We start from the raw sequence: 20,604 nt of genomic DNA, 5'->3' as shown, positions 1-20,604 counted from the left end.
GTCCCGTGAACGCCATCCTTCCCAACCGCTACGCCATGCCCGACGCCGAAGGCCGCTTCGGCCCCTATGGCGGCCGGTTCGTCGCCGAGACGCTGATGCCGCTGATCCACGAGCTGGACGCGGCCTATGAGGCGGCCAAGGCCGATCCGTCGTTCCAGGCCGAACTGGACGGCTTCCTGACCGACTATGTCGGACGGCCCAGCCCCCTGTATCTGGCCGAGCGGCTGACGGCCCACTACGGCGCGGCCGACATCTGGTTCAAGCGCGACGAGCTGAACCACACCGGCGCGCACAAGATCAACAACTGCATGGGACAGATCCTGCTGGCCATGCGGATGGGCAAGACGCGCATCATCGCCGAGACCGGAGCCGGCCAGCACGGCGTGGCCACGGCCACCGTCTGCGCCCGCTTCGGCCTGCAGTGCGTCGTCTACATGGGCGCCACCGACGTCGAGCGGCAGTCGCCCAACGTCTTCCGCATGAAGCTGCTGGGGGCCGAGGTCGTGCCGGTGACGTCCGGGCGGGCCACGCTCAAGGACGCCATGAACGAGGCGATGCGCGACTGGGTGACCAATGTCGAGGACACCTATTACCTGATCGGCACGGCGGCGGGGCCTCACCCCTATCCGGCCATGGTGCGCGACTTCCAGTCGGTGATCGGGCGCGAGACCCGCGCCTCGATGCTGGCCCGCAAGGGGAAGCTGCCCGACGCCTGCGTGGCGGCGATCGGCGGCGGCTCCAACGCCATCGGCCTGTTCCACCCCTTTATCGAGGACGCCGGCGTGCGTCTGATCGGGGTCGAGGCGGCCGGGCGCGGGCTGGACGGCCCCGATCACGCCGCCTCGCTGCAGGGCGGCCGCCCCGGCGTCCTGCACGGCAACCGCACCTATCTGCTGCAGGACGACGACGGCCAGATCCTCGAGGGCCATTCGATCTCCGCCGGTCTCGACTACCCCGGCATCGGCCCGGAGCACGCCTGGCTCAAGGACATCGGCCGCGCCGAATACCGCGCCGCCACCGACGCCGAGGCGCTGGAGGCCTTCCAGCTGTGCTCGAAGCTGGAGGGGATCATCCCCGCGCTGGAGCCCAGCCACGCCCTCGCCCGGGTCGGCGAGATCGCGAGGGAAGTGGGCAAGGGCGGCGATGTCGTACTCAACATGTGCGGGCGGGGCGACAAGGACATTTTCGCCGTGGCGAAGCATCTCGGCGTGGAGCTCTAGACCATGAAACTCATCCTTCTGGCGGCCGCCGCGGCCGCGCTCGCGGCGCCGGCCGCGGCCCAGGGCTCGCTTCCCGACGTGCCGATCCTCGCCGGGGCCACGGCGGCGCCGGATTGCGGCAACCTCTACGGCCTGGCCGGCAAGGCCTTCTGCGTCAGCGCTCCGCTGGCCGGAATCGGCGGCCTTGCCGACGCCTATGTCGCCGACCTCGAGGGCCGCGGCTGGATCGCCGCCGGGGGCGACGACAACCGCGTCGTCTTCGTCAAGCGGCGCGAGGGCGGCGGCTGCGACGGCCTGCAGATGCAGGCCTTCTACGACACCTCCCGGCCGGCCGGGCCGGAGGCGACCGGCTACCTCGGCTTCGGCGTCATCCCGGGCGACGTATGCGCCGGGCAGCCGGGCGCGGAGGCGGCTCCGCAACAATGACCACCGCGCGTATCGACGCCCGTTTCGCGGCGCTGAAGGCCGAGGGCCGCGCCGGCTTCGTGGCCTATGTCATGGCCGGCGATCCGACCCGGGAGCAGGCGCTGGAGATCCTGCGCGGCCTCCCGGCCGCGGGGGCCGACATCATCGAGCTGGGCTTTCCCTTCTCCGATCCCATGGCCGAGGGGCCGCCGATCCAGCGCGCCGCCCTGCGCGGACTGAAGGCCGGACTGACCCTGAAGGGCACGCTCGATCTGGCGCGGGCCTTCCGCGAGGGCGACGCCGACACGCCGGTGATCCTGATGGGCTATCTCAACCCGATCGAGACCTACGGCTACCGGGCCTTCGCCGACGACGCGGCGGCGGCGGGCGTGGACGGGGTGATCGTGGTCGACTGCCCGCCGGAAGAAGCCGGGCCGCTGTCGGACGCCCTGGACGCCGCCCGGGTGTCGCTGATCCGCCTGGCCACGCCGACCTCGGACGACGCCCGGCTGAAGATCATCGCCGAACGCACCTCGGGCTTCGTCTACTACGTCTCGGTCGCGGGCGTGACCGGGGTCAAGGAGGCGCAGGCCCTGTCGGTCGCCCCGGCGGTGGCGCGGGTGCGGGCGGCTTCGGGTCTGCCGGTGGCGGTGGGCTTCGGGGTCAAGACACCCGAGCGGGCGGCCGAGATCGCCCGGGTGGCCGACGCCGTGGTGGCCGGTTCGGTGCTGGTCGACGAGGTCGCTGCGGCGCTCGAGGCGAACGAAGCGGCGCCGGCGCGCGTTCTGTCCAGGGTCAGGGCGCTCGCGGACGCGGTCCGGGGTGCAAGGACGCCGGAAACCGTCTAAAGCGCCGCTCATGGTCGACAAGAACAAACCCCAGCAGGAAAAGCGCGGCGGCTGGCTGTCCCGCTTCGCGCCCGGCGTGCGCAAGATCGTCAGCCGGCGGGATACGCCCGACAATCTGTGGGTCAAGGATCCCGACACCGGCGAGATGCTGTACCGCTCCGACCTCGAGGGGTCGCTGTGGGTCACGCCGTCGGGGCGGCACATGCGCATCGACGCGCCGACGCGGCTGCGCTTCACCTTCGATGGCGGCCAGTACGAAAGCATCGACACGCCCGATGTGCCCGAGGACCCGCTGAAATTCTCCGACGGCAAGCCCTACAGGGAGCGGCTGGCGGCGGCGCGCAAGGCGAGCGGGCGCAAGGACACCATGGCCATCGGCTTCGGTGAGCTGGACGGCACGCCGGCGGTGGTCATCGTGCAGGACTTCACCTTCATGGGGGGCTCGCTGGGCATGGCCGCGGGCGAGGCCTTTATCGCCGCCGCCCGGACCGCCATCGAACGCGGCGTGCCGCTGGTCTGCTTCACCGCCGCCGGCGGGGCGCGGATGCAGGAGGGCGCGCTCAGCCTGATGCAGATGGCCCGCACCACCCTGGCCATCCAGGAGCTGAAGGCCGCCCGGCTGCCGTTCGTGGTGGTGCTGACCGACCCGACCACCGGCGGCGTCACCGCCAGCTACGCCATGCTCGGCGACGTGCACCTGGCGGAGCCGGGCGCCCTGATCGGCTTCGCCGGTCCGCGCGTCATCGAGGCCACCATTCGCGAGAAGCTGCCGCCCGGCTTCCAGCGCGCCGAATACCTGCAGGAAAAAGGCATGGTCGACCGCGTCGTCGTCCGCGCCGACCTGCCGCGGGTGCTGGGCCAGATCCTGTCGATGCTGATGGGCGGGAAGCGCCGGGCGGCCTGACGCCCGTGGATCCGATCTCGGAAAGACTGAGAGCGCGTCACCCGCAGCGCATCGACCTGTCGCTGGAGCGGATGCGCGCCCTGTGCGCCGCGCTCGGCGACCCCCAGCACCGCCTGCCGCCGGTGATCCATGTCGCCGGAACCAACGGCAAGGGCTCGACCGTCGCCTTCATCCGCGCCATCGCCGAGGCGGCGGGCCTGCGCGTCCACGCCTATACCTCGCCCCATCTGGTCCGCTTCAACGAGCGCATCCGCCTGGCCGGGCGGCTGATCGAAGACGACGCGCTGAACGCCGTCCTCGACCGGGTCGAGGCCGCCATCGACGCCTCTGGCAGCCAGGCCACGGTGTTCGAGAGCACCACCGCCGCCGCCTTCCTCGCCATGAGCGAGACCCCGGCCGACCTGGCCGTCGTCGAGGTCGGACTGGGCGGGGTTCTGGACGCCACCAACGTCATCGAGCGGCCGCTGCTCAGCGTCATCGCCCCGGTCGATCTCGATCATGCGGAGTTCCTCGGGACCAGTCTGCGCGGCGTGGCGGTCGAGAAGGCCGGCATCCTCAAGGCCGGCGCGCGCGGCCTGATCGCCCATCAGCCGGACGAGGCCATGGCGGCGATCGAGGTCGCAGCCCAAGCTGTGCGGGCGCCGCTGACGGTGATGGGCGTGGATTTCGACGCCTGGGCCGAACGCGGCGGCATGGCCTTCCAGGACCAGACCCGCTTCCTCGACCTGCCCGCCCCGGCTCTGGCCGGACCGCACCAGGTGGCCAACGCCGGCCTGGCGGTCGCGGTGGCGCTGGAGCTGGATCTGCCGGAGAGCGCCATCGCCAACGGCCTGCGCATCGTGCGCTGGCCGGCGCGGATGCAGCGCCTGACGGCCGGCCCCTATGGCGAGGCGGCGCGCGCGGCCGACGCCGAACTGTGGCTGGACGGCGGGCACAATCCGCATGCGGCCGCAGCCCTGGCGGAGGCGCTGATGGAACGCCAGACCCGGGCGCCGCGTCCGCTGGCGCTGGTTGTGGGCATGCTGGCCAACAAGGACGCTGGCGGCTTCTTCGAGGCGCTGAAGGCGACCGGCGCGACCGTGTTCACGACGCCTTTCGAGGGCGCGGCGGCCGATCCGGAAGCGCTGGCGGCGGTGGCGCGCGGCCACGGCCTGGGGGCGACCGCCTGCGCCTCGGCGACGGAGGCGCTGGATCGCGCGCTCCGCCTCGGGGCCGGCCGGGTGGTGATCTGCGGCTCGCTCTACCTCGCCGGAGAGGTGCTGGGCGCGAGCCGCGAGACCTGGCCGGACTAGATCAGGCCGCCGCCGAGGCGCTGATCCCGGCTTCCGCCAGCCATTCGACGATCTTGCCCTTGGGCATGGCGCCGACCTTCATCGAGGCCAGCTGCCCGTCCTTGAACAGCATCAGGGTCGGAATGCCCTTCACGCCGAGGCGCGACGGGACCATCGGGCTGTCGTCGATGTTGACCTTGGCGATGACGACCTTGCCGGCGAGCTCGTCGGCGATCTGTTCGAGGGCCGGACCGATCTGCTTGCAGGGGCCGCACCACTCCGCCCAGAAGTCGACCAGCACGGGGGTGGAGGATTTCAGGACGTCGGCGTCGAAGCTGTCGTCGGTGACCTTGACGGTGGCCATGGGCTCTCCTTGGCGCCGCACGGGGCGCGGTTCGAATTCAGCCGGGCATCATGGGATGATTCCGGCCCTTCGGAAGCGATGTGGGGCGCGTCGCCGATCAAATCAACGCGCAGCCTGCATGGCTGCGTCCATCAGCCCCGGCGGGACCGGCATCAGCTTCGGCCCGTCCGTCCAGACCAGCGCCGCCTCGACGGGCCGATCGGGATACAGCCGCCTCAGCACGGCGACATAGGCCGCCAGCTGCAGCACATAGGCGGGGTCGGCGTCCTCGATCCGGTCGGGGGCGGGGCGGTTGGTCTTGTAGTCGACGACCAGCACCCGATCCGGCGTAATCACCAGACGGTCGATCCGGCCCGAAACGGCCACGCCGGGCGGCAGCTCGGGCGCGTGTCCCGACAGGGCGACCTCGGCCCGCGAGCCGGGGCCGAAGACGGGGGCGAACCGCGCGTCGTCGAGCACGGAGAAGGCGGCGGCGATCATCTCGGCGCGATGTTCGTCGGTCAGGTCCCGTTCGCGGGACAGCATCCGCGCGGCGGCTGCGGTCCGCTCCGCCGGCGTGATCTCCGGCAGGCGCTCCAGCAGGCGATGGATCAGATCCCCGCGCCGGAACCGGCCCAGCGGCGCCCCGGGGCCGGCGGCGACCGCCAGCGGCGAGGGGGCGGGGATGCGGACCGCCCCTTCCATCTGCGAGGGCGCGGCGGAGCGGGCGGCGGTATCCGCGGCGGGCGGAGCCCCGGCCCAGTCGGGCCGGGCGGTGCGGCCCGCGGACGCCGCGGGAGCGGGGGCGAGCCGGGCGGGATCGGCGCCGAAGCGCCGGACGCCGTCGCCGATGTCGCGAACCCGGTCGCCGAGGCGGTCGAAGGTTTCCGTCAGGGCCTGCCACCAGCTGCCCTCGTCATAACCCTGCTTCGAATTCCCGCAGGCGCGGCCGAGGACGATCAGCCGGTCGCGGGCGCGCGTCAGGGCGACGTAGAGCAGGCGCAGGGTCTCGGCGTCGGTGCGCGCCTGCCGGGCCTCGCGCGCGGCCTTCGAGGCCGGGCAGTCCTCCTTCGAAGAGCCGGGGCACATCAGCCAGGCCTCGGCGCCGTCGTCCAGCGCCACCGGCATGAGTCCGGGGCCCTGGGCCTTGGCCCGCGAGGTGGTGTCCGGCAGGATGACGATCGGCGCTTCCAGCCCCTTGGCCCCGTGCACGGTCATCACCCGCACCTCGCCGCGCGGCCCTTCCAGCTCGCGCTTGACCTCGACGTCGGCGGCCTCGAGCAGGGCGACGCAGGTCTCGAGATCGACCGCCCCCCGATCCTCGGCCGACAGCACCTGGTTGAGGGTCTCGTCGATCGCCTCCTCGGCCTCGCGGCCCAGCCGCCGCAGGATGCGGGCGCGGCCGGAGAGGCCCGAAGCGTCGACGCGGTTGAGCAGGCCGGAGAAGAAGGCGAACGGATCGCGGGCGCGGCTGTCCAGCGCGAAGGCGAGAAGGTCCCGGGCGTGGGACCACTCCGGCCGCTCCGTCGCCCGCTGGCCCAGCTCCCGCCAGAGTTTCTGGCGGTCCTTGCCGCCGGCGAGGGCGAACAGGCTGTCCTCGTCGACGTCGCAGAACGGGCTGCGCAGCACGCCGGCGAGACTCAGATCGTCGTCCGGAAACAGGGCGAAGCGGGCGAGGGCGATCAGGTCGTCGAAGACGATGTGCGACGACAGCTTCAGCCGGTCGGCGCCGGCCACCGGCACGCCGGCGATCTTCAGGGCCCGGATGATCTCCTCGAAGGTGGCGTCGCGCCGGCGCACCAGGATCAGGAAGTCGCCCCATCCGCACGGGCGGAGCTTACGGGATTTGCGGTCATACACCGCCTCGCCGGTCTCGACCTGACGGCGGATTTCGGCGGCCAGCCCCGCGGCCAGCCGCTTGCGGCCGCTCGTGCCGGGTTCCTGATCGACAGGATCCCAGACGTCCGGCTCGGGCGGCTTCACATCCTCGAACAGCGGCCACAGGTCGACGCAGCCGTGCTGGCCTTCCCGTTTGGCGAGATGGGGCGGAATGGCCGCGATCTCCTCGCCCACGAGGGCGGCGGTGCGCCCGGGACTGTCGAACACCGCGTCGACGAATTTCAGCACCTCGGGCGTCGAGCGGAAGGAGGTGGCCAGCTCGACGCCGTCGAAGGCCGCCCCGGATCCGGTGACGAGGGAATCGTAGCGCTGCGCTTCCTGGCGCAGCCGCTCGGGCCTCGCGCCCTGGAAGGAGTAGATCGACTGTTTCTCGTCTCCGACCGCGAACACGGTGCGGTCCAGCCGCTGTCCCGAGGCCGGGACGGGAGTGAAGCGCCGGCCGCCCTCGCCGGCGAAGAAGCCCTCGGTCAGGGCCCGCAGAATGTCCCATTGCTGGGGCGCGGTGTCCTGGGCCTCGTCGACCAGCACGTGCTCGATGCCGCCGTCCAGCTTGTAGAGCACCCAGGCGGCCGAGGCCTTCCCGGTCAGCAGATCGACCGTGCGGGCCACCAGGTCGCCGAAGTCGAGCGCGCCCTTCGCCGCCTTGGCCTGGTCGTAGAGGCGGGCGTGGACCTCGGCGAGCGTCAGGACATGGATGGTGTCCTGGGCCACCCGCGCCTTGCGCATGGTCTCCAGCGCGGAGAGGTATTTCAGCTGCCAGTCGTCGAGCCGCGCCGCGGCGTTCGGCGGCGCCTTGGCCGTGGCCATCGCCTTGCGCGCCTCGCCATTGGTCAGGAAGACGTCGGCGAGACCGGCGAAGGTCCACGCGGCCCCGCGCATCCGCGCCGCGCACTTCTGGTCATTGGCCGAGCCCGTCGCCATCGCCTCGGCGACCAGGTTCCACTGGCCGCGATTCAGCCAGTGAAGGAAGTCGGCCTCGACCGACTCCGGCGTCTCGTCCGGGCCGCTGCCCACCAGGACGTGCGGCGCCGGCGCCCGTCCGTCGGCGACGCGGGCGGTATAGTCGGTCAGCTTGGCGCGGTCGGCCTCGATCATGGCCAGCAGCGACTGGAACGATCCCCAGTCCAGTTCGACCGCGAAATGGCTGTAGGCGCGCCCGACCGGCCCCTCGGGATCGGCCAGCGCGCGCCGGGCCAGCTCTTCCCGCGCCTCGTGCGACAGGGCCAGCGCCGCCTCGTTCTCCAGCACGGTGAAGCCGGGGGTGACGTCGGCCTCGATCGGGAAGCGGCGCAGCAGCTTTTCGCAGAAGGCGTGGATGGTCTGGATCTTCAGCCCGCCCGGCGTCTCCAGCGCCTTGGCGAACAGGCGCCGCGCCTTCGACAGGTCGGCGGTGGTCAGGGACGCGGGATCGCGGGTGTCGAGATCGGCCAGCGACTGCGCCAGCCTGTCGTCGCTCATCACCGCCCATTCGCCCAGCCGGTCGAACAGCCGCGCCTGCATCTCGGCGGCTGCGGCCTTGGTGTAGGTGACGCACAGGATTTCGCCGGGCTGGACCTCTTCCAGCAGCAGGCGGGCCACCCGGTCGACCAGGGTCGAGGTCTTGCCCGAGCCGGCGTTGGCGGTGACGAACACCGACCGGCGCGGATCGGCGGCGGCGATCTGGTGCGGGTCGGGCAGGATGCGGGCGCTCATTCGGCCTCTCCGCCGTCTTCGCCGCCGACCACATGCCATTCCCACACCCGGGCGAGGTGGTCGTAATTGCCGCCGAACGAGCCCATGAACTGCGGCGCCACCCACGAGAGGTAGGGGGTGGCTTCTTCGTCGAAACGGGCGATGCGGGTCTTCAGCCCTTCCAGCGCCGCCTCCGACAGGGCCGCGGCCTCGTCGCCGCTGGCCCGGACCGCGGCCTGTCCCGGAACCTTGCGGCCCACGACCCGGACATAGGTCAGTTCCTCCGGCCTCACCGGGCCGGTGTCGGACAGGCCCTCGTGGGCGAGGATGGCGCCGGTCAGGGTCAGCTGCGGGGAGAAGCCGGATTTCACCTGCTTGGGCGACGGGATCTGACCGGTCTTGAAGTCGAGCACGGCCGCGCCCGTCGAGGACAGTTCGATGCGGTCGGCCTTGGCGGTCAGCCTGAAAGGGCCGGCCGGGGCGGGGATCAGCATCTCGACCTTTTCCTCGACCCGGATCTCGACGCCGCGCGCGCGCCGCTCGGCCTCCCAGGCCGACAGCCAGCGGGCGCAATTGCGGGCCAGGGGGGCTTCGCGGGCCATGGCCGCCTCCTCGAAGCCGTGGTGGGTCAATTCCTCGAGCAGCAGGGTTTCGAGCTGGTCGGCGCAGTCCTCCGGCAGGGCCTCGGGCCACGACAGGGTGAGCCGCTCGACGGCCTTGTGAACGGCGTTGCCGCGCGCCAGGGCCTCGGCCGACTGACCGGGCCGGTCCATCTGTCTCAGGTTCAGGACATAGCGGGCGTAGATGGCGTAGGGATCGCGCACCCAGCGCTCGACGCCGGTGACCGGCAGTTCGCGCGGGCGGCCCTCCACGGGTGGGCGCGGAGCGGGACGCGGGGCGTAGTCGGGGGCGGCGCGGGCGGGGGCGTCGAGGGCGCGGGCCTGATCCAGATGACGCGAGGGGCGGTCCAGTTCGACCGGCGTATCGTCCGCGTTCGCCCCCCGCGTCAGCATCTCCAGCCGCCAGAGCCAGCGCGACTTCACAGCCGGCTGGCCGCCGCGCCGTTCGCAATGGACGAGGATGGCCTCGTCGGCGCAGGCGGCCTGGACGAAGTCCTGGGCGGTCTGGCCGAGGCGCCGCTCGGGCGGGGGCAGGCCGAGGGCCTTGCGCATCGGCCGCGACAGGAAGGGATCGGTGGGGGCGGCGTTGGGCCAGACGGTCTCCTCCAGCCCGGCCAGGATCATGCGGTCGGCGCGCACCAGCCGCGCCTCTATGGCGCCGAGGATGCGCAGGCGCGGCTGGTTGGCCCCGCCGGTGCGCACCGTCTCTTCGGTCAGCAGGGTCCGGACCAGTTCGGCGAAGTCGGCGCGGGAGACGTCGCCGAGCGAGGCCCCGCCCTCGATCAGCCCGGCCAGCAGCGCGGCGGCGGCCTCGCCGTCCGGCCCGGCCCAGGCGTCCTGACCGGCCAGCGCCTCGACCAGCACCGTCAGGGCGCGGGCGGCGGCGTCGAGCGGCGCGTCCGGGACGAAGGGGGCGCGGGCGGCGTCGGACAGTCGCTCCAGCCGGTCCAGCAGGCGGCGCGCCGCGGCGACGCGCTCGAGCGTCCGGTCAGAGCGGGCCGCGCCGTCGTCCCGGGGCTCGCCGGCCTTCAGCAGGGCGCGGCGGGCCCGGGCCCAGTCGCGCAGGCGCGGCCCGCGCAGGGCGTGCTCCTCGAGCGCCCTGATGGCCGTCGCCGATCCGGCGCCGTCGAGTTCAAGGCGGACCAGCGGGTGCTTCAGCAGGCCGAGCAGGGCGTGGGGGTCCAGCGGATCGGCGACGAAGCGGGCGGCGAGGTCGACCAGTCGACCGGCGCCCATGCGCGCCAGCGGCTGGCCGGAGGAATTGTCGGCGACCACGCCCCAGCGTTCCAGCCGGGCGGCGACGCGCCGGCCCAGCGCCAGGTCCGGGGTGACGAGGGCGCAGGTCTTGCCGGGGGTCTCCAGCGTCTCGCGCATCATCAGGGCGAGGGTGGCCGCGGCCTCCTCCTCGGCGCGAACCGTGACCACCGACAGGCCCTCCAGCCCCTGGGCGATCGGATCGGCCGAGCGCTCGCGGAAGGCCTCCGCGCGGAGGTCCCTGATCAGATCGCGCCAGTCGTCCGTCGCCTCGGCCGGGCGCAGGGCCTCGTTGAGCAGGCGCTGCCGCGCCCGGCCCCTCAGGGCGCGGGCGGGCTCTTCCGGCGGCCGGCGCCAAGGGCGCACCGCCTCGCGCCCGACGCCGTGCCGGGCCAGCAGCCGCCACAGGGCGTTCTGCGGATGCTGTTCGTTGTCTCCCAACCGGGACCAGACCGCCGGGTCGAGATCCCGATCCAGCCCGGGCAGGACCACGCAGCCCTGCGGCGCGGCGGCGACGGCGGCGAGCACGTCGGCCGCGGCGGGGGCGGTGCCGGTCGAGCCGGCGGCGATGACCGGCTGCGTCGGCGGCCGCTCCGTCCACGCTCCGGCGAGCAGGCGCAGCAGGCGGGCGCGCCGCCAGGCCGGATCGACCAGACCCATGGCCTCCAGCCGCTTCGGCCAGGCCTCGACGGCGAGGCCGAGGAAGCGGGCCGACTCCTGCCAGTGCTCGGCCAGATCGCCCTCTACCAGCGTCGCCACGCGTTCCAGTTCGTTGATCTCCTCGAGCTGGCACGAGTCGAGGAACCCTCCGAGGGCGTCGGCCATCTCCAGGGCCCGCAATGGCGCGAGCCCGGGGCGGAAATCCTCGACGATCATCCGCGCCATCTCGAAGCGGCGGGTGAGCGGGGCGATGGCCGGCGGCAGGTCGAGGCCCAGCTCGCCGGGGGCGAAGGGCGGTTCGTCCTCCTCCAGATCGCCCAGCGGCCGGACCTGTGGAAGCAGGACGGGCCGGTCGCCGGCCAGTTTCGTCAGGGCTCCGGTGAAGGCGCGGGCGGCGCGGCGGTTGGGCAGCAGGATGACCGCGTCGGACAGGGCCTCGGGCGGATGCTCGCCCAGCCAGTCCAGCACCCCGGCGGCGAGATCCTCGAGAAACGGCCGCCGCGCCTCGATGGCGTACCAGCGCGGCCCCGGCGGCGCGAACGGGTCGAAGCGGGCGCTCATCCGCCTCCCGCCAGTCTCGCTTCGGCCTCGTCGCGGGCCTGCGGGTCGCCGACGTGCATCCAGTCGCCGTCAAGCACGCAGCCGTACAGCCGGCCGGCGGCGGCGGACTGGCGCCAGTAGCCGCTCAGCGAGAACGGCCCCTCCGGCCCGTCGGCGACATAGTCGGGACGGCAGATGTGGACGCCCATATAGGCGAACGGCGCCTCCGCGGCCTCGCCGCGGAAGGTCAGCCGCCCGTCGTCGCCGAGGAAGACGTCGCCGGCGCCCTCGAAGCCGATCGAACCCTCGCGCCGGGCCAGCAGCAGGGCCGCGTCCATGATTGACGGATTCCACAGGCGAGCGAGTTGATTCAGCGCGGAATTCCCCTCCCGGCCATTGTCGCTCCAGACGCTGTCGATATTGGCCACGAACACCGGATCGGGGCCCAGCAGCGGCGCCGCCTTCTTCAGCCCGCCGCCGGTTTCCAGCAGTTCGGCCCGCTCGTCGGAGATGACGATGGCCGGGCCGCGCCCGCGGGCCGCCAGATGCTCCTCGAGCCGGTCGGCGAACCAGTGGACATTGACCACCGCCCGCTCGACCCCGGCCTCGGCGAGCCGGTCGAGCACGTGATCGATCAGGGCGCGCCCCGCCACCTCGACCAGGGCCTTGGGCCGGTCGTCGGTCAGGGGACGCATGCGCGTACCGAGCCCGGCGGCGAGCACCATGGCGGTCGCGGGGGCGTTCATCGGCGCAGCTCCGCGGGAACGTGGAGCTCGAACCACTCCCACACCGCTTGTCCCGCCAGTGGGAGGTTGCGTTCCAGGTGGGCCCAGACGCGCGGCATGAAGGCGCGGTAGCGCGGCTTGCCGTCGCGCACGATCAGCCGCGCGAAGATGCCCAGGATGCGCGCCTCGTTGAGCGCGGCCAGCCCGGCGTAGTCGCGCATGAAGGCCTCGCGGTCGACGCCGGGCCGCAGGCTGAAATAGTGGTCCAGCGCCCGGGCCTCGAGCGCGGGCGTCACGTCGCGGCGGGCGTCCTGCAAAAGCGAGTGCAGGTCCCACGACGGATGGGCTCGCACCGCGTCCTGGAAGTCGATCATCCCGACGCGCGCCGGGCCCTCGCGCTCCGGCAGCCAGATCAGGTTCTCGGCGTGATAGTCGCGATGCGCCATCACCGAGGCGTGTCGCTCGGCGCCCTGGACGATGGGGGCCCAGGAGTCGTCCCATGCCGACAGCGCGTCCTCGGAGAACCGCAGCCGCGGCTCCAGCCTCGGCATCCAGTCGACGAACAGGTCGGCGCCGCCCTTCAGCGCGGTGGCGTCATAGACCAGCAGCGGCCAGTCGCCGGCCGCTCCCACCAGAATCTCGGGCGTTTCGGCGTCGTGCAGCCGGGCCAGGGCCTCGACCGCCGCCAGGTAGAGCGGCTCTTCGGGCTCTCCGCGCTCGATCACGCGGGCGAACAGGTCGTCGCCGAAATCCTCCAGCAAAGCCAGTCCCGCAGCGGCGTCGATCGCCACGATCTCCGGGGCGGACAGGCCCAGCGCGCGAAGGTGCGCCGCGACCGCCGCGAAGGCCTCGATCCGTCCGGCCGACAGCCGCGCCACGGCGTTCCAGCCGCGGGTCCGGCGTTCCCCCGGCGACCAGGTCGGGTCACAGGGCTGGGACTCCGCCGCCGGCGGCTGGTCCATCAGCATCAGCGTCCGTCCGTCCGGGGCGGTCAGCCGCTCGTAGCGGCGCGTCGAGGCGTCGCCGGGCAGGGGCGCGCGCACGGCCTCGGCGAGGCCGGCCGCCTTCAGGAAGTCGAGACGCTGTTGTTCGCGGTCAGACATGCAGGTTCTTCAGCTTCGTTTCCCATGCCCCTACGCCAGAAACGGTCGCAACGCGGCCCGCGCCGTGTTCCGCCAGCCGGACGCTCAACCGGTCCGGTCCCAGCCAGGCCGACGGATCATCGCCCAGCCGTTCGGGCCATTCGATCACCGCGCAGCCCTCGTCCAGCGCCTCGTCCAGCCCGATCTCGGCGGCCTCGGCGGCGCGCGTCAGCCGGTACAGATCGAAATGCGCCACCGGAGGCTCGCTCTCGTAGAACTGCACCAGGGTGAAGGTCGGCGACGGCACGTCCTCGTCCGGGCGGGTCAGGGCCCGGATCAGCCCCCGCGCCAGCGTCGACTTGCCCATCCCCAGCGGCCCGTACAGCAGCACCGCCTCGCCCGGCGCCAGCAACGGCGCGATGGCCGCGCCAAGCCGCGTCGTGGCCGCCGCGTCCCCGAGAGCGAGCGTCATCTCCGGCTCAGGCAAAGTCGGCGTCCGGCTGGCTGGGCAGGACCCGTTCGGTGAAGGCCTTCAGCGCATAGGTGGCGCGGGCCGCGTCGATGTCCAGCCGCGACGGCGGGATGGGCTTGCCGACCTTGAGGAAGAACCGCTTGCGCTTCTTGTTGAGCAGCTCGTGGAACAGGGTGATGTCGCGCAGCTCGGGCGAGATGCGGTCGAACCAGTGGAACAGGCGCGAGGTCGGGCCGGCCACGTGGATGGGCACGATCGGCGCATCGTATTTGCGAGCCAGGGAGGCGGCGGTCGGCGCCCATTCCGGATCGGTCACCGACCCGTCCCTGGCTGCCCGCGCCAGCCGGCCGGCCGGGAACATGACCACGCAGCGGCCCGCCTCGAACGCCTCGCGGGCGGCCTGCAGCGTGGCCCGCGTCTTCTCCCGGGTGCGCTTTTCGACGACCCATTCGACGGGGATGACCGCCTCTCCGAGCCGGGGCGAAACGCGCAGGGCGTCGGCGTTGGCGAAGAAGATCGCGTCCGGACGCCGCGCCCGTATGGCGTCGAACACGGCGATCCCGTCGGCGATGCCGGTCGGATGGTTGGCGACGACGATGGAACGTCCCGCGGCCGGGATCCGGTCGGGATTCATCACGGCGACCTTCAGGCCCAGCAGGTCGCTCATATAGTCGAGCGCCTCCGCCCCCGAGAGCGGCCGCACGGCGTCGGCCATGCGGACGGCGTGGCGGTAGTTCAGCAGCCTGTAGAGGAACGGACGGGCCAGCGGCCACAGGGCGGAACCGGTCAGGCGCGGCGCACGCTCGGCGATCAGCACATCGCAGATGTGCGGCTCGGCGGGTCCGGGCGGGCTCGGGGCGACGGCGGTCATGGCGGCCGGTTGTCGCCGGTCCGGCGGCGGTCCGCAAGCGCTTCGAAAGCCGTCATGGCATTGACGGACCGCTGCCGCGGCGCCACCCCTTCGCGCCGTGAAATCCGCTCAACGCCGAGGATCCCCGCGCATGCGTCCCACGACCCGCCTCCTGACCGGCCTCAGCGCCGCCGCCCTGCTTGCGACCGCCGGCCTGCCCGCCCTCGCAGGGACGCCGGACGGGGCCGCCGCCCCGGCCGCGGCCTCCACGACGGCCCCCCAGGCGGCCGAAGCCTTCAGCTACCGCGATATGATCTCCGCCAACCGCCTCGGCGATCCGCAGGTCTCCCCCGACGGCCGCTGGGTGGTCTATTCGGTGACCACCACCGACGTGGAGGCCAACCGCCGCCAGGGCGCGCTCTACATCATGGACCTGCGCGATCCGGGCGAAGGCCGGCGGCTGGCCATCAACGAGGGCGGCGCCAACACGGCGCGCTGGGGTTCGGACGGCAAGCTGTATTTCCTGTCGGGCCGTTCGGGCACGAGCCAGGTCTGGCGCGCCAACGCCGACGGGACGGGACCGGTGCAGGTCACCGACCTGCCCCTCGACGTCAACGCCTACCGTCTGAGCCGCGACGCCCGCAAGGTCGTGGTGTCGCTGGCGGTCTTCCCGTCCTGCGCCGACCTGGCCTGCACGGTGGACCGTACGAAGGCCGAGGCCGACAGCAAGAGCACCGGCCAGGTCTACGACCGCATGTTCGTGCGCCACTGGGACACCTGGAACGACGGAACGCAGAACCACCTGTTCGTGGTCGACACCGACGGCTCGGGCGAGCCGGTCTGGGTGACCAGGGGCTTCGACGGCGACACCCCCTCCAGGCCGTTCGGCGACGAGGGCGAATTCACCTTCACGCCCGAGGGCGACGCCGTGGTGTTCTCGGCGCGGCTGGCGGGCCAGAGCGAGCCGTGGAGCACCAATTTCGATCTCTGGCGCACCAACGGCCTGAGCGGCGACGGCACGTTCGAAAACCTGACCGACGACAATGACGCCTGGGACACCGGCCCGGTGTTCTCGCCGGACGGCCGCACCCTGGCGTACCGCGCCATGGCCCGCCCCGGCTTCGAGGCCGACAAATACGCCATCTTCCTGCGGGACGTGCAGACGGGTCAGGTCCGTCAGGTCGCCGCCGATTGGGATCGCTCGGCCGACAGCCTGCAATGGTCGCGCGACGGCGCCACCCTCTACGTCACCGCCGGAGATGTCGGCCAGACGCGGATCTTCTCGATCGACACCCGCAACGGCGTGGTCACGCCCGTGACCGGCCCCGGCCACGTCTCGGCCTTCCAGCAGACGCCGTCGGGCTTCGTCTTCGCCCAGGACTCGCTGACCCGTCCCAGCGAACTGTTCGTGAAGACCTTCCTCGGCCGCGAGATGCCGCGCCGCATCACCGACGTGAACCCGCAGCTCGACGCCAAGGCGTTCGGCGAGGCCGAGCAGTTCACCTTCCAGGGCTGGAACGACGAGACGGTGCACGGCTATGTGATCAAGCCGGCCAACTACGTCGAGGGCCGGAAATACCCGGTCGCCTTCCTGATCCACGGCGGGCCCCAGGGCTCGTTCGGCAACAGCTGGTCCTACCGCTGGAACCCGGAGACCTACGCCGGGGCCGGCTATGCGGTGGTGATGATCGATTTCCACGGCTCGACCGGCTACGGTCAGGCCTTCACCGACGCGATCAGCCAGCACTGGGGCGACCGCCCGCTGGAAGACCTGCAGAAGGGCTGGGCCGCGGCGCAGCAGCGCTATTCCTTCCTCGACGGAGAGAAGGCCTGCGCCCTCGGCGCCTCCTACGGCGGCTATATGATCAACTGGATCGCGGGCAATTGGCCCGGCGAGTTCGATTGCCTGGTCAACCACGACGGCGTCTTCGACACCTTCGGCATGGGCTATTCGACCGAGGAGCTGTGGTTCACCGAGTGGGAGTACGGGGGTACGCCGTGGGAGAACCCGCGCGGCTATCAGGCCTTCAACCCGGCCAACCACGTGCAGAACTGGCGCGATCCGATGCTGGTGGTCCAGGGCGACCGCGACTTCCGCATCCCCACCGCCCAGGGCCTGTCGACCTTCACCGCCCTGCAGCGGCGCGGCGTCGAAAGCCGGCTGATCGTCTTCCCGGACGAGAACCACTGGGTGCTGAAGCCGGCCAACAGCCTGCAATGGCATACCGAGGTGTTCGGCTGGCTCGACAAGCATCTGAAGCCGGCTGACTGATTTCGTCGCGACGACGCGAAGGCGCGCTCCCCGGGCGGGAAGCGCGCCTTTTTCGTTTCAGACCGCCGTCAGGACCGCGGCGCGACCCTCGTCTGCGAGTCCTGGCGGGTCGCGTCGCGCAATTTGGCGTGTTCGACCTCGGTCATGCAGCGCGGGGCGCTCCACGCCGGCTCGGATGGCCGCACCCCGACGGCCTCGCGGGCGGTGATGAACACCGGCATGGCCCCGTATTCCCGGGCGAAGGCCCGGCGGCTGGCCGCATCCCTCTCGCAGATGAGCACGCCGCGCGCGGACGCCGGGTCGGCGCCGGTCGTTCGGCTCTGGCCGGGCGTCTGGGCCGAAACGCTGGTGGCGACAGTCATACCGGCCATCAGGACGGCGGCGACAAGCGGGCGTCGGTTGCGCATCTGAACCTCCATAACGCCCGAATTGCTCAGGGCGCGGAGCGAACCATGCGCCGATCTGCGTCAATGTAAATATTTTGCGACAAATCGAAGTATGAAATTTTACAGACGGGCGCCGGGCGGGAGATGAGCCTTTCGCGACGCTCGCGCGTTCTCCCGGCTCGACGGAGAGCGCCTGCTTGTCCAACCCCTTGAAAGACAATCCGCATTGGCTGGTTGTGCGCGACCGGGCGCTGGCGCCGGCGGGCGCGCGGATGCGCGGCTGGCGCGACTGGGTGGTGGCCAATGACCCGGTCTGTGCGGCGGCGCGCCGGCCCGCCCTGCCCGAGAAGATCGCCGCCAGCATCACCCTGGCGCTGGTCGCCGCCGTCGTCCTGTTCCTGCTGCTGTTCGACTGGAACATGCTGCGCGGCCCGATCGGCCGCTGGGCCTCGGCGCGCTACGACCGGGAAATCCAGCTCAATGGCGACCTCGACGTCAATCTGTTCAGCTGGACGCCCTCGGCGCGGGTGCAGGATCTGCGCATCGGCGGTCCCGACTGGGCGCGCGAGCAGGACACGCTCAAGGTCGAGGACCTGCGCGCCTCTGTCCGCCTGCGCGCGCTGCTGGGCGGTCATGTCGAGATGCCGCTGGTCCAGATCACCCGGCCGACGGTGGTGCTGATCTCGACCGAAGACGGGCGCAAGAGCTGGCGGCTGAACCCCGATCAGCCGGATACGGGCGAGGGGCTGAAACTGCCGCCGATCAACCGGCTGCTGATCCAGGACGGGCAGGTCTCGCTCGACGAGCGGCGCCGCAAGATCAGGCTGGAAGCCACCGTCAACGCGCGGGAGGGTTCCGACGGCCGGGCCGGTTTCCACCTCGACGGCAAGGGCACGATCAACGGGACGCCGCTGACGGTGCTGGTCAGGGGCGGCCCCTTCATCAACATCCGCCGCGACCGGCCCTACACCTTCCATGGCGAGATCGCGGGAGTGGGCACGCGCCTGATCGCCGACGGCTCGATCACCCGGCCGTTCGACCTCGGCCAGTTCAACGCCAATCTCCGGCTGCAGGGCCGCGACCTCGCCGACATCTACCTGCTGACCGGCGTCACCACGCCCAACACCCCGCCCTACAGGCTGGCGGGCAGGCTGACGCGCGACGACGCCAGATTCACCTTCGCCGACTTCAGCGGCCGAGTCGGCTCGTCCGACCTGTCGGGCAAGGTGGTGGTCGACAAGGCCGGCGACCGGCGCCGGGTCGACGCCGACCTGCGCTCACGCCTGCTCGACATCGACGACCTGATGGCCGTGCTGGGCGCCCGGCCGCGGGTCACGCCCTCGGGCGATACGGTGGTGAGCTCGGGCGCGCCCGGCCGTCTGCTGCCCGACGCGCCGCTGAACGTCGACCGCCTGCGGGTCATGGACGGGACGCTGCGCTACAGGGCGGCGCGGGTGAAGCGCAACGAGCTGGACGTGCGCCAGGTCGACATCGGCGCGGACCTGAAGAGCGGAGTCCTCGATCTCGATCCGGTGGCCTTCACCTTCAACCGGGGGGAGCTGCGCGGCACGGCGAAGATCAACGCGACGCGGGACACGCCCTGGAGCGCCATCGACTTCCGTCTGCGGGGCTATCCGCTGGAGTCCATCATCCCGGCCCGCAACGGCGCGCCCACGGTCAGCGGCCGGGCGCTGGGCCGGGCGCGGCTGGAGGGGCCGGGGGCCTCGGTGCACGACTTCGCCGCCAATTCGAAGGGGACCGTCAGCCTGGTCGTGCCGCAGGGCCGGATGCGCGCGGCCTTCGCCGAACTGATGGGCATCAACGTCCTCGCCGGCCTGTTCAAGCTCGACGACGACTCCACCGCCGAAATCCGCTGCGCCGTGGCCGACTTCACGGTCAGCGGCGGCACGGCGACGGCGCGCACCTTCGTCATCGACACCACGCCCGTGGTGGCCCAGGGCAGCGGCACGATCGACCTCGGCGCCGAGACCATGAACCTGCGCATCGACGGCGAGACCAAGGAGGCCCGGCTGGTGCGGCTGTGGGCCCCGATCACCGTCCAGGGCTCCCTGACCTCGCCGAAGGTCGACGTCGATCGCGGCGAGGTGGCGAAGCAGGTCGGCCTGGGCGCCATCCTCGGTGCGCTGGTCAACCCGTTCGCGGCCCTGGCGGCCTTCGTCGACCCGGGCCTCGCCGAGGACGCCAACTGCGGCGCCCTGATATCCTCGGCGAGGTGATTGAGCCAAAGCCCCGCTTCGTGCGTATCTGCACTCATGACCCGAAGAGGATTGCTCGCCCCCGCCATCGCCGCCGTCACGGCCGCCTGTTCGCCGCTGGGGGCGCTGAACGCTCTGGGGCCGCGCGACAGCGGGGTGCGGCGGGTGGCGAGCGGCGTTTCATACGGCGACGATCCGCGGCAACGGCTCGATATCCTGGCCCCGACCGCCGCGTCGGCCCGCCCGTGGCCGGTGCTGGTCTTCTTCTACGGCGGGGGCTGGGACTCCGGCGCGCGCTCGCAGTACGGCTGGGCGGCCCATGCGCTCGCGGCGCGGGGTTTCGTCGTGGCCATGCCCGACTACCGGATCGTCCCGCAGGTCCATTTCCCCGCCTTCATCGAGGACGCGGCGGCGGCGACGGCCTTGGCCGGAGACCTCGCCGGACGGTATGGCGGCGACCCTCGGCGGCTGGGCGTCGTCGGCCATTCAGCGGGCGCGCATCTGGCCATGATGATCACGCTCGACCGCCGCTACATGGCCGCGGCGGGGGCCCCGGACCTGATCCGGGCCGCCGCGGGTCTGGCCGGACCCTACGACTTCCTGCCGCTGGACGTTCCGGCCTCGATCAACGCCTTCGGCCGCGCCCCCGACCTGACCCTGACCCAGCCGGTGGCCTTCGTCCGCCCCGACGCCCCGCCCCTGTGGCTGGGCCACGGGACCGAGGACGAACTGGTGCACGCCGAGGACACCACCATCCTGTGCGAGCGGATGACGGCGGTCGGCGGCCGCTGCGAGGCGAAGCTGTATCCCGGACTGAACCACGCCGACCTGATCGCCACCTTCTCGCCGCTGTTCCGCAAGAAGGCGCCGGTGCTCGACGACGTCGTCGCCTTCCTGGGTCGCGAACTGGCCTGATCTAGCCGGGCCGGCCACACCGTCTCGCCTTCGTCAAAGTCCTCCTGTAAG

Annotated in this window: 16 protein-coding genes; 8 read left to right on the top strand and 8 right to left on the bottom strand. The window is 72.0% G+C overall.

Annotated features, from left to right (window positions below; genetic code table 11):
• Window positions 1-35 precede the first annotated feature (35 nt).
• From trpB to VEA62_RS01740, 5 genes are read left to right on the top strand one after another with little or no spacing between them, the layout of a single operon-like run.
• A complete protein-coding gene (gene trpB / locus VEA62_RS01760; RefSeq protein WP_414641783.1) occupies window positions 36-1,220 on the top strand; it encodes a tryptophan synthase subunit beta in 1,185 nt (394 codons plus the stop codon).
• A gap of 3 nt (window positions 1,221-1,223) precedes the next feature.
• A complete protein-coding gene (locus VEA62_RS01755) occupies window positions 1,224-1,646 on the top strand; it encodes a hypothetical protein (RefSeq protein WP_324817609.1) in 423 nt (140 codons plus the stop codon).
• Window positions 1,643-2,473: a tryptophan synthase subunit alpha gene (trpA, locus tag VEA62_RS01750; protein WP_324817607.1), complete on the top strand. Its 831-nt coding sequence runs from the start codon at window positions 1,643-1,645 to the stop codon at window positions 2,471-2,473. Before VEA62_RS01755 ends, trpA begins: the two co-directional genes overlap by 4 nt.
• Window positions 2,474-2,483: 10 nt before the next feature.
• Window positions 2,484-3,377, top strand: coding sequence for an acetyl-CoA carboxylase carboxyltransferase subunit beta (locus tag VEA62_RS01745; protein WP_324817604.1), 894 nt, complete (start codon window positions 2,484-2,486; stop codon window positions 3,375-3,377).
• A 5-nt stretch (window positions 3,378-3,382) separates the two neighbouring features.
• On the top strand, window positions 3,383-4,669 hold the full coding sequence (locus VEA62_RS01740; protein ID WP_324817602.1) for a folylpolyglutamate synthase/dihydrofolate synthase family protein: 1,287 nt from the start codon (window positions 3,383-3,385) through the stop codon (window positions 4,667-4,669).
• Between the two features lies 1 nt (window position 4,670).
• Here the strand turns inward: VEA62_RS01740 and trxA are convergent, their stop codons facing one another.
• From trxA to VEA62_RS01705, 7 genes are all read right to left on the bottom strand, one after another.
• The gene (gene trxA, locus VEA62_RS01735) at window positions 4,671-5,012 is read right to left on the bottom strand and encodes a thioredoxin (RefSeq protein WP_324817599.1); all 342 of its coding nucleotides are present in this window, start codon (window positions 5,010-5,012) and stop codon (window positions 4,671-4,673) included.
• Between the two features lie 102 nt (window positions 5,013-5,114).
• On the bottom strand, window positions 5,115-8,582 hold the full coding sequence (gene addA, locus VEA62_RS01730) for a double-strand break repair helicase AddA (RefSeq protein ID WP_324817597.1): 3,468 nt from the start codon (window positions 8,580-8,582) through the stop codon (window positions 5,115-5,117).
• Window positions 8,579-11,656: a double-strand break repair protein AddB gene (gene addB / locus VEA62_RS01725; protein WP_324817593.1), complete on the bottom strand. Its 3,078-nt coding sequence runs from the start codon at window positions 11,654-11,656 to the stop codon at window positions 8,579-8,581. Before addB ends, addA begins: the two co-directional genes overlap by 4 nt.
• Window positions 11,653-12,381 (bottom strand): N-acetylmuramate alpha-1-phosphate uridylyltransferase MurU, encoded by a 729-nt coding sequence (murU, locus tag VEA62_RS01720; RefSeq protein ID WP_324817590.1) that lies wholly within the window; start codon window positions 12,379-12,381, stop codon window positions 11,653-11,655. Before murU ends, addB begins: the two co-directional genes overlap by 4 nt.
• Window positions 12,378-13,463: an N-acetylmuramate/N-acetylglucosamine kinase AmgK gene (gene amgK / locus VEA62_RS01715; RefSeq protein WP_324817586.1), complete on the bottom strand. Its 1,086-nt coding sequence runs from the start codon at window positions 13,461-13,463 to the stop codon at window positions 12,378-12,380. Before amgK ends, murU begins: the two co-directional genes overlap by 4 nt.
• Window positions 13,456-13,914: a tRNA (adenosine(37)-N6)-threonylcarbamoyltransferase complex ATPase subunit type 1 TsaE gene (gene tsaE, locus VEA62_RS01710; RefSeq protein WP_324817584.1), complete on the bottom strand. Its 459-nt coding sequence runs from the start codon at window positions 13,912-13,914 to the stop codon at window positions 13,456-13,458. Before tsaE ends, amgK begins: the two co-directional genes overlap by 8 nt.
• Before the next feature lie 7 nt (window positions 13,915-13,921).
• Window positions 13,922-14,785: a GNAT family N-acetyltransferase gene (locus tag VEA62_RS01705; RefSeq protein ID WP_324817581.1), complete on the bottom strand. Its 864-nt coding sequence runs from the start codon at window positions 14,783-14,785 to the stop codon at window positions 13,922-13,924.
• A 130-nt stretch (window positions 14,786-14,915) separates the two neighbouring features.
• On the opposite strand from VEA62_RS01705, the gene VEA62_RS01700 reads away from it, so the two are divergent.
• On the top strand, window positions 14,916-17,036 hold the full coding sequence (locus VEA62_RS01700; protein WP_324817579.1) for a S9 family peptidase: 2,121 nt from the start codon (window positions 14,916-14,918) through the stop codon (window positions 17,034-17,036).
• Window positions 17,037-17,104: 68 nt separating this feature from the next.
• Here VEA62_RS01700 and VEA62_RS01695 read toward each other — a convergent pair whose 3' ends face one another.
• On the bottom strand, window positions 17,105-17,443 hold the full coding sequence (locus VEA62_RS01695; RefSeq protein ID WP_324817577.1) for a hypothetical protein: 339 nt from the start codon (window positions 17,441-17,443) through the stop codon (window positions 17,105-17,107).
• A gap of 176 nt (window positions 17,444-17,619) precedes the next feature.
• Here VEA62_RS01695 and VEA62_RS01690 point away from each other — a divergent pair, with 176 nt between their 5' ends.
• On the top strand, window positions 17,620-19,659 hold the full coding sequence (locus VEA62_RS01690; protein ID WP_324817574.1) for an AsmA family protein: 2,040 nt from the start codon (window positions 17,620-17,622) through the stop codon (window positions 19,657-19,659).
• A gap of 36 nt (window positions 19,660-19,695) precedes the next feature.
• The gene (locus VEA62_RS01685) at window positions 19,696-20,553 is read left to right on the top strand and encodes an alpha/beta hydrolase (RefSeq protein WP_324817572.1); all 858 of its coding nucleotides are present in this window, start codon (window positions 19,696-19,698) and stop codon (window positions 20,551-20,553) included.
• The last annotated feature ends 51 nt before the right edge of the window (window positions 20,554-20,604 follow it).

Source organism: Brevundimonas sp. (assembly GCF_035627475.1).
GTDB lineage: Bacteria > Pseudomonadota > Alphaproteobacteria > Caulobacterales > Caulobacteraceae > Brevundimonas.
The sequence above is the reverse complement of the archived record's forward strand: the minus strand, read 5'-3'. Positions and strand labels throughout refer to the sequence as shown.

Bases quoted from the DNA above. Each gene is read 5' to 3' on its own strand.
- VEA62_RS01695 (WP_324817577.1), bottom strand. From the start codon at position 17,443: ATGCGCAACCGACGCCCGCTTGTCGCCGCCGTCCTGATGGCCGGTATG.
- tsaE (WP_324817584.1), bottom strand. From the start codon at position 13,914: ATGACGCTCGCTCTCGGGGACGCGGCGGCCACGACGCGGCTTGGCGCG.
- VEA62_RS01700 (WP_324817579.1), top strand. From the start codon at position 14,916: ATGCGTCCCACGACCCGCCTCCTGACCGGCCTCAGCGCCGCCGCCCTG.
- VEA62_RS01705 (WP_324817581.1), bottom strand. From the start codon at position 14,785: ATGACCGCCGTCGCCCCGAGCCCGCCCGGACCCGCCGAGCCGCACATC.
- trpA (WP_324817607.1), top strand. From the start codon at position 1,643: ATGACCACCGCGCGTATCGACGCCCGTTTCGCGGCGCTGAAGGCCGAG.
- VEA62_RS01755 (WP_324817609.1), top strand. From the start codon at position 1,224: ATGAAACTCATCCTTCTGGCGGCCGCCGCGGCCGCGCTCGCGGCGCCG.
- addA (WP_324817597.1), bottom strand. From the start codon at position 8,582: ATGAGCGCCCGCATCCTGCCCGACCCGCACCAGATCGCCGCCGCCGAT.
- VEA62_RS01745 (WP_324817604.1), top strand. From the start codon at position 2,484: ATGGTCGACAAGAACAAACCCCAGCAGGAAAAGCGCGGCGGCTGGCTG.
- trpB (WP_414641783.1), top strand. From the start codon at position 36: ATGCCCGACGCCGAAGGCCGCTTCGGCCCCTATGGCGGCCGGTTCGTC.
- trxA (WP_324817599.1), bottom strand. From the start codon at position 5,012: ATGGCCACCGTCAAGGTCACCGACGACAGCTTCGACGCCGACGTCCTG.
- amgK (WP_324817586.1), bottom strand. From the start codon at position 13,463: ATGTCTGACCGCGAACAACAGCGTCTCGACTTCCTGAAGGCGGCCGGC.
- murU (WP_324817590.1), bottom strand. From the start codon at position 12,381: ATGAACGCCCCCGCGACCGCCATGGTGCTCGCCGCCGGGCTCGGTACG.
- VEA62_RS01685 (WP_324817572.1), top strand. From the start codon at position 19,696: ATGACCCGAAGAGGATTGCTCGCCCCCGCCATCGCCGCCGTCACGGCC.
- addB (WP_324817593.1), bottom strand. From the start codon at position 11,656: ATGAGCGCCCGCTTCGACCCGTTCGCGCCGCCGGGGCCGCGCTGGTAC.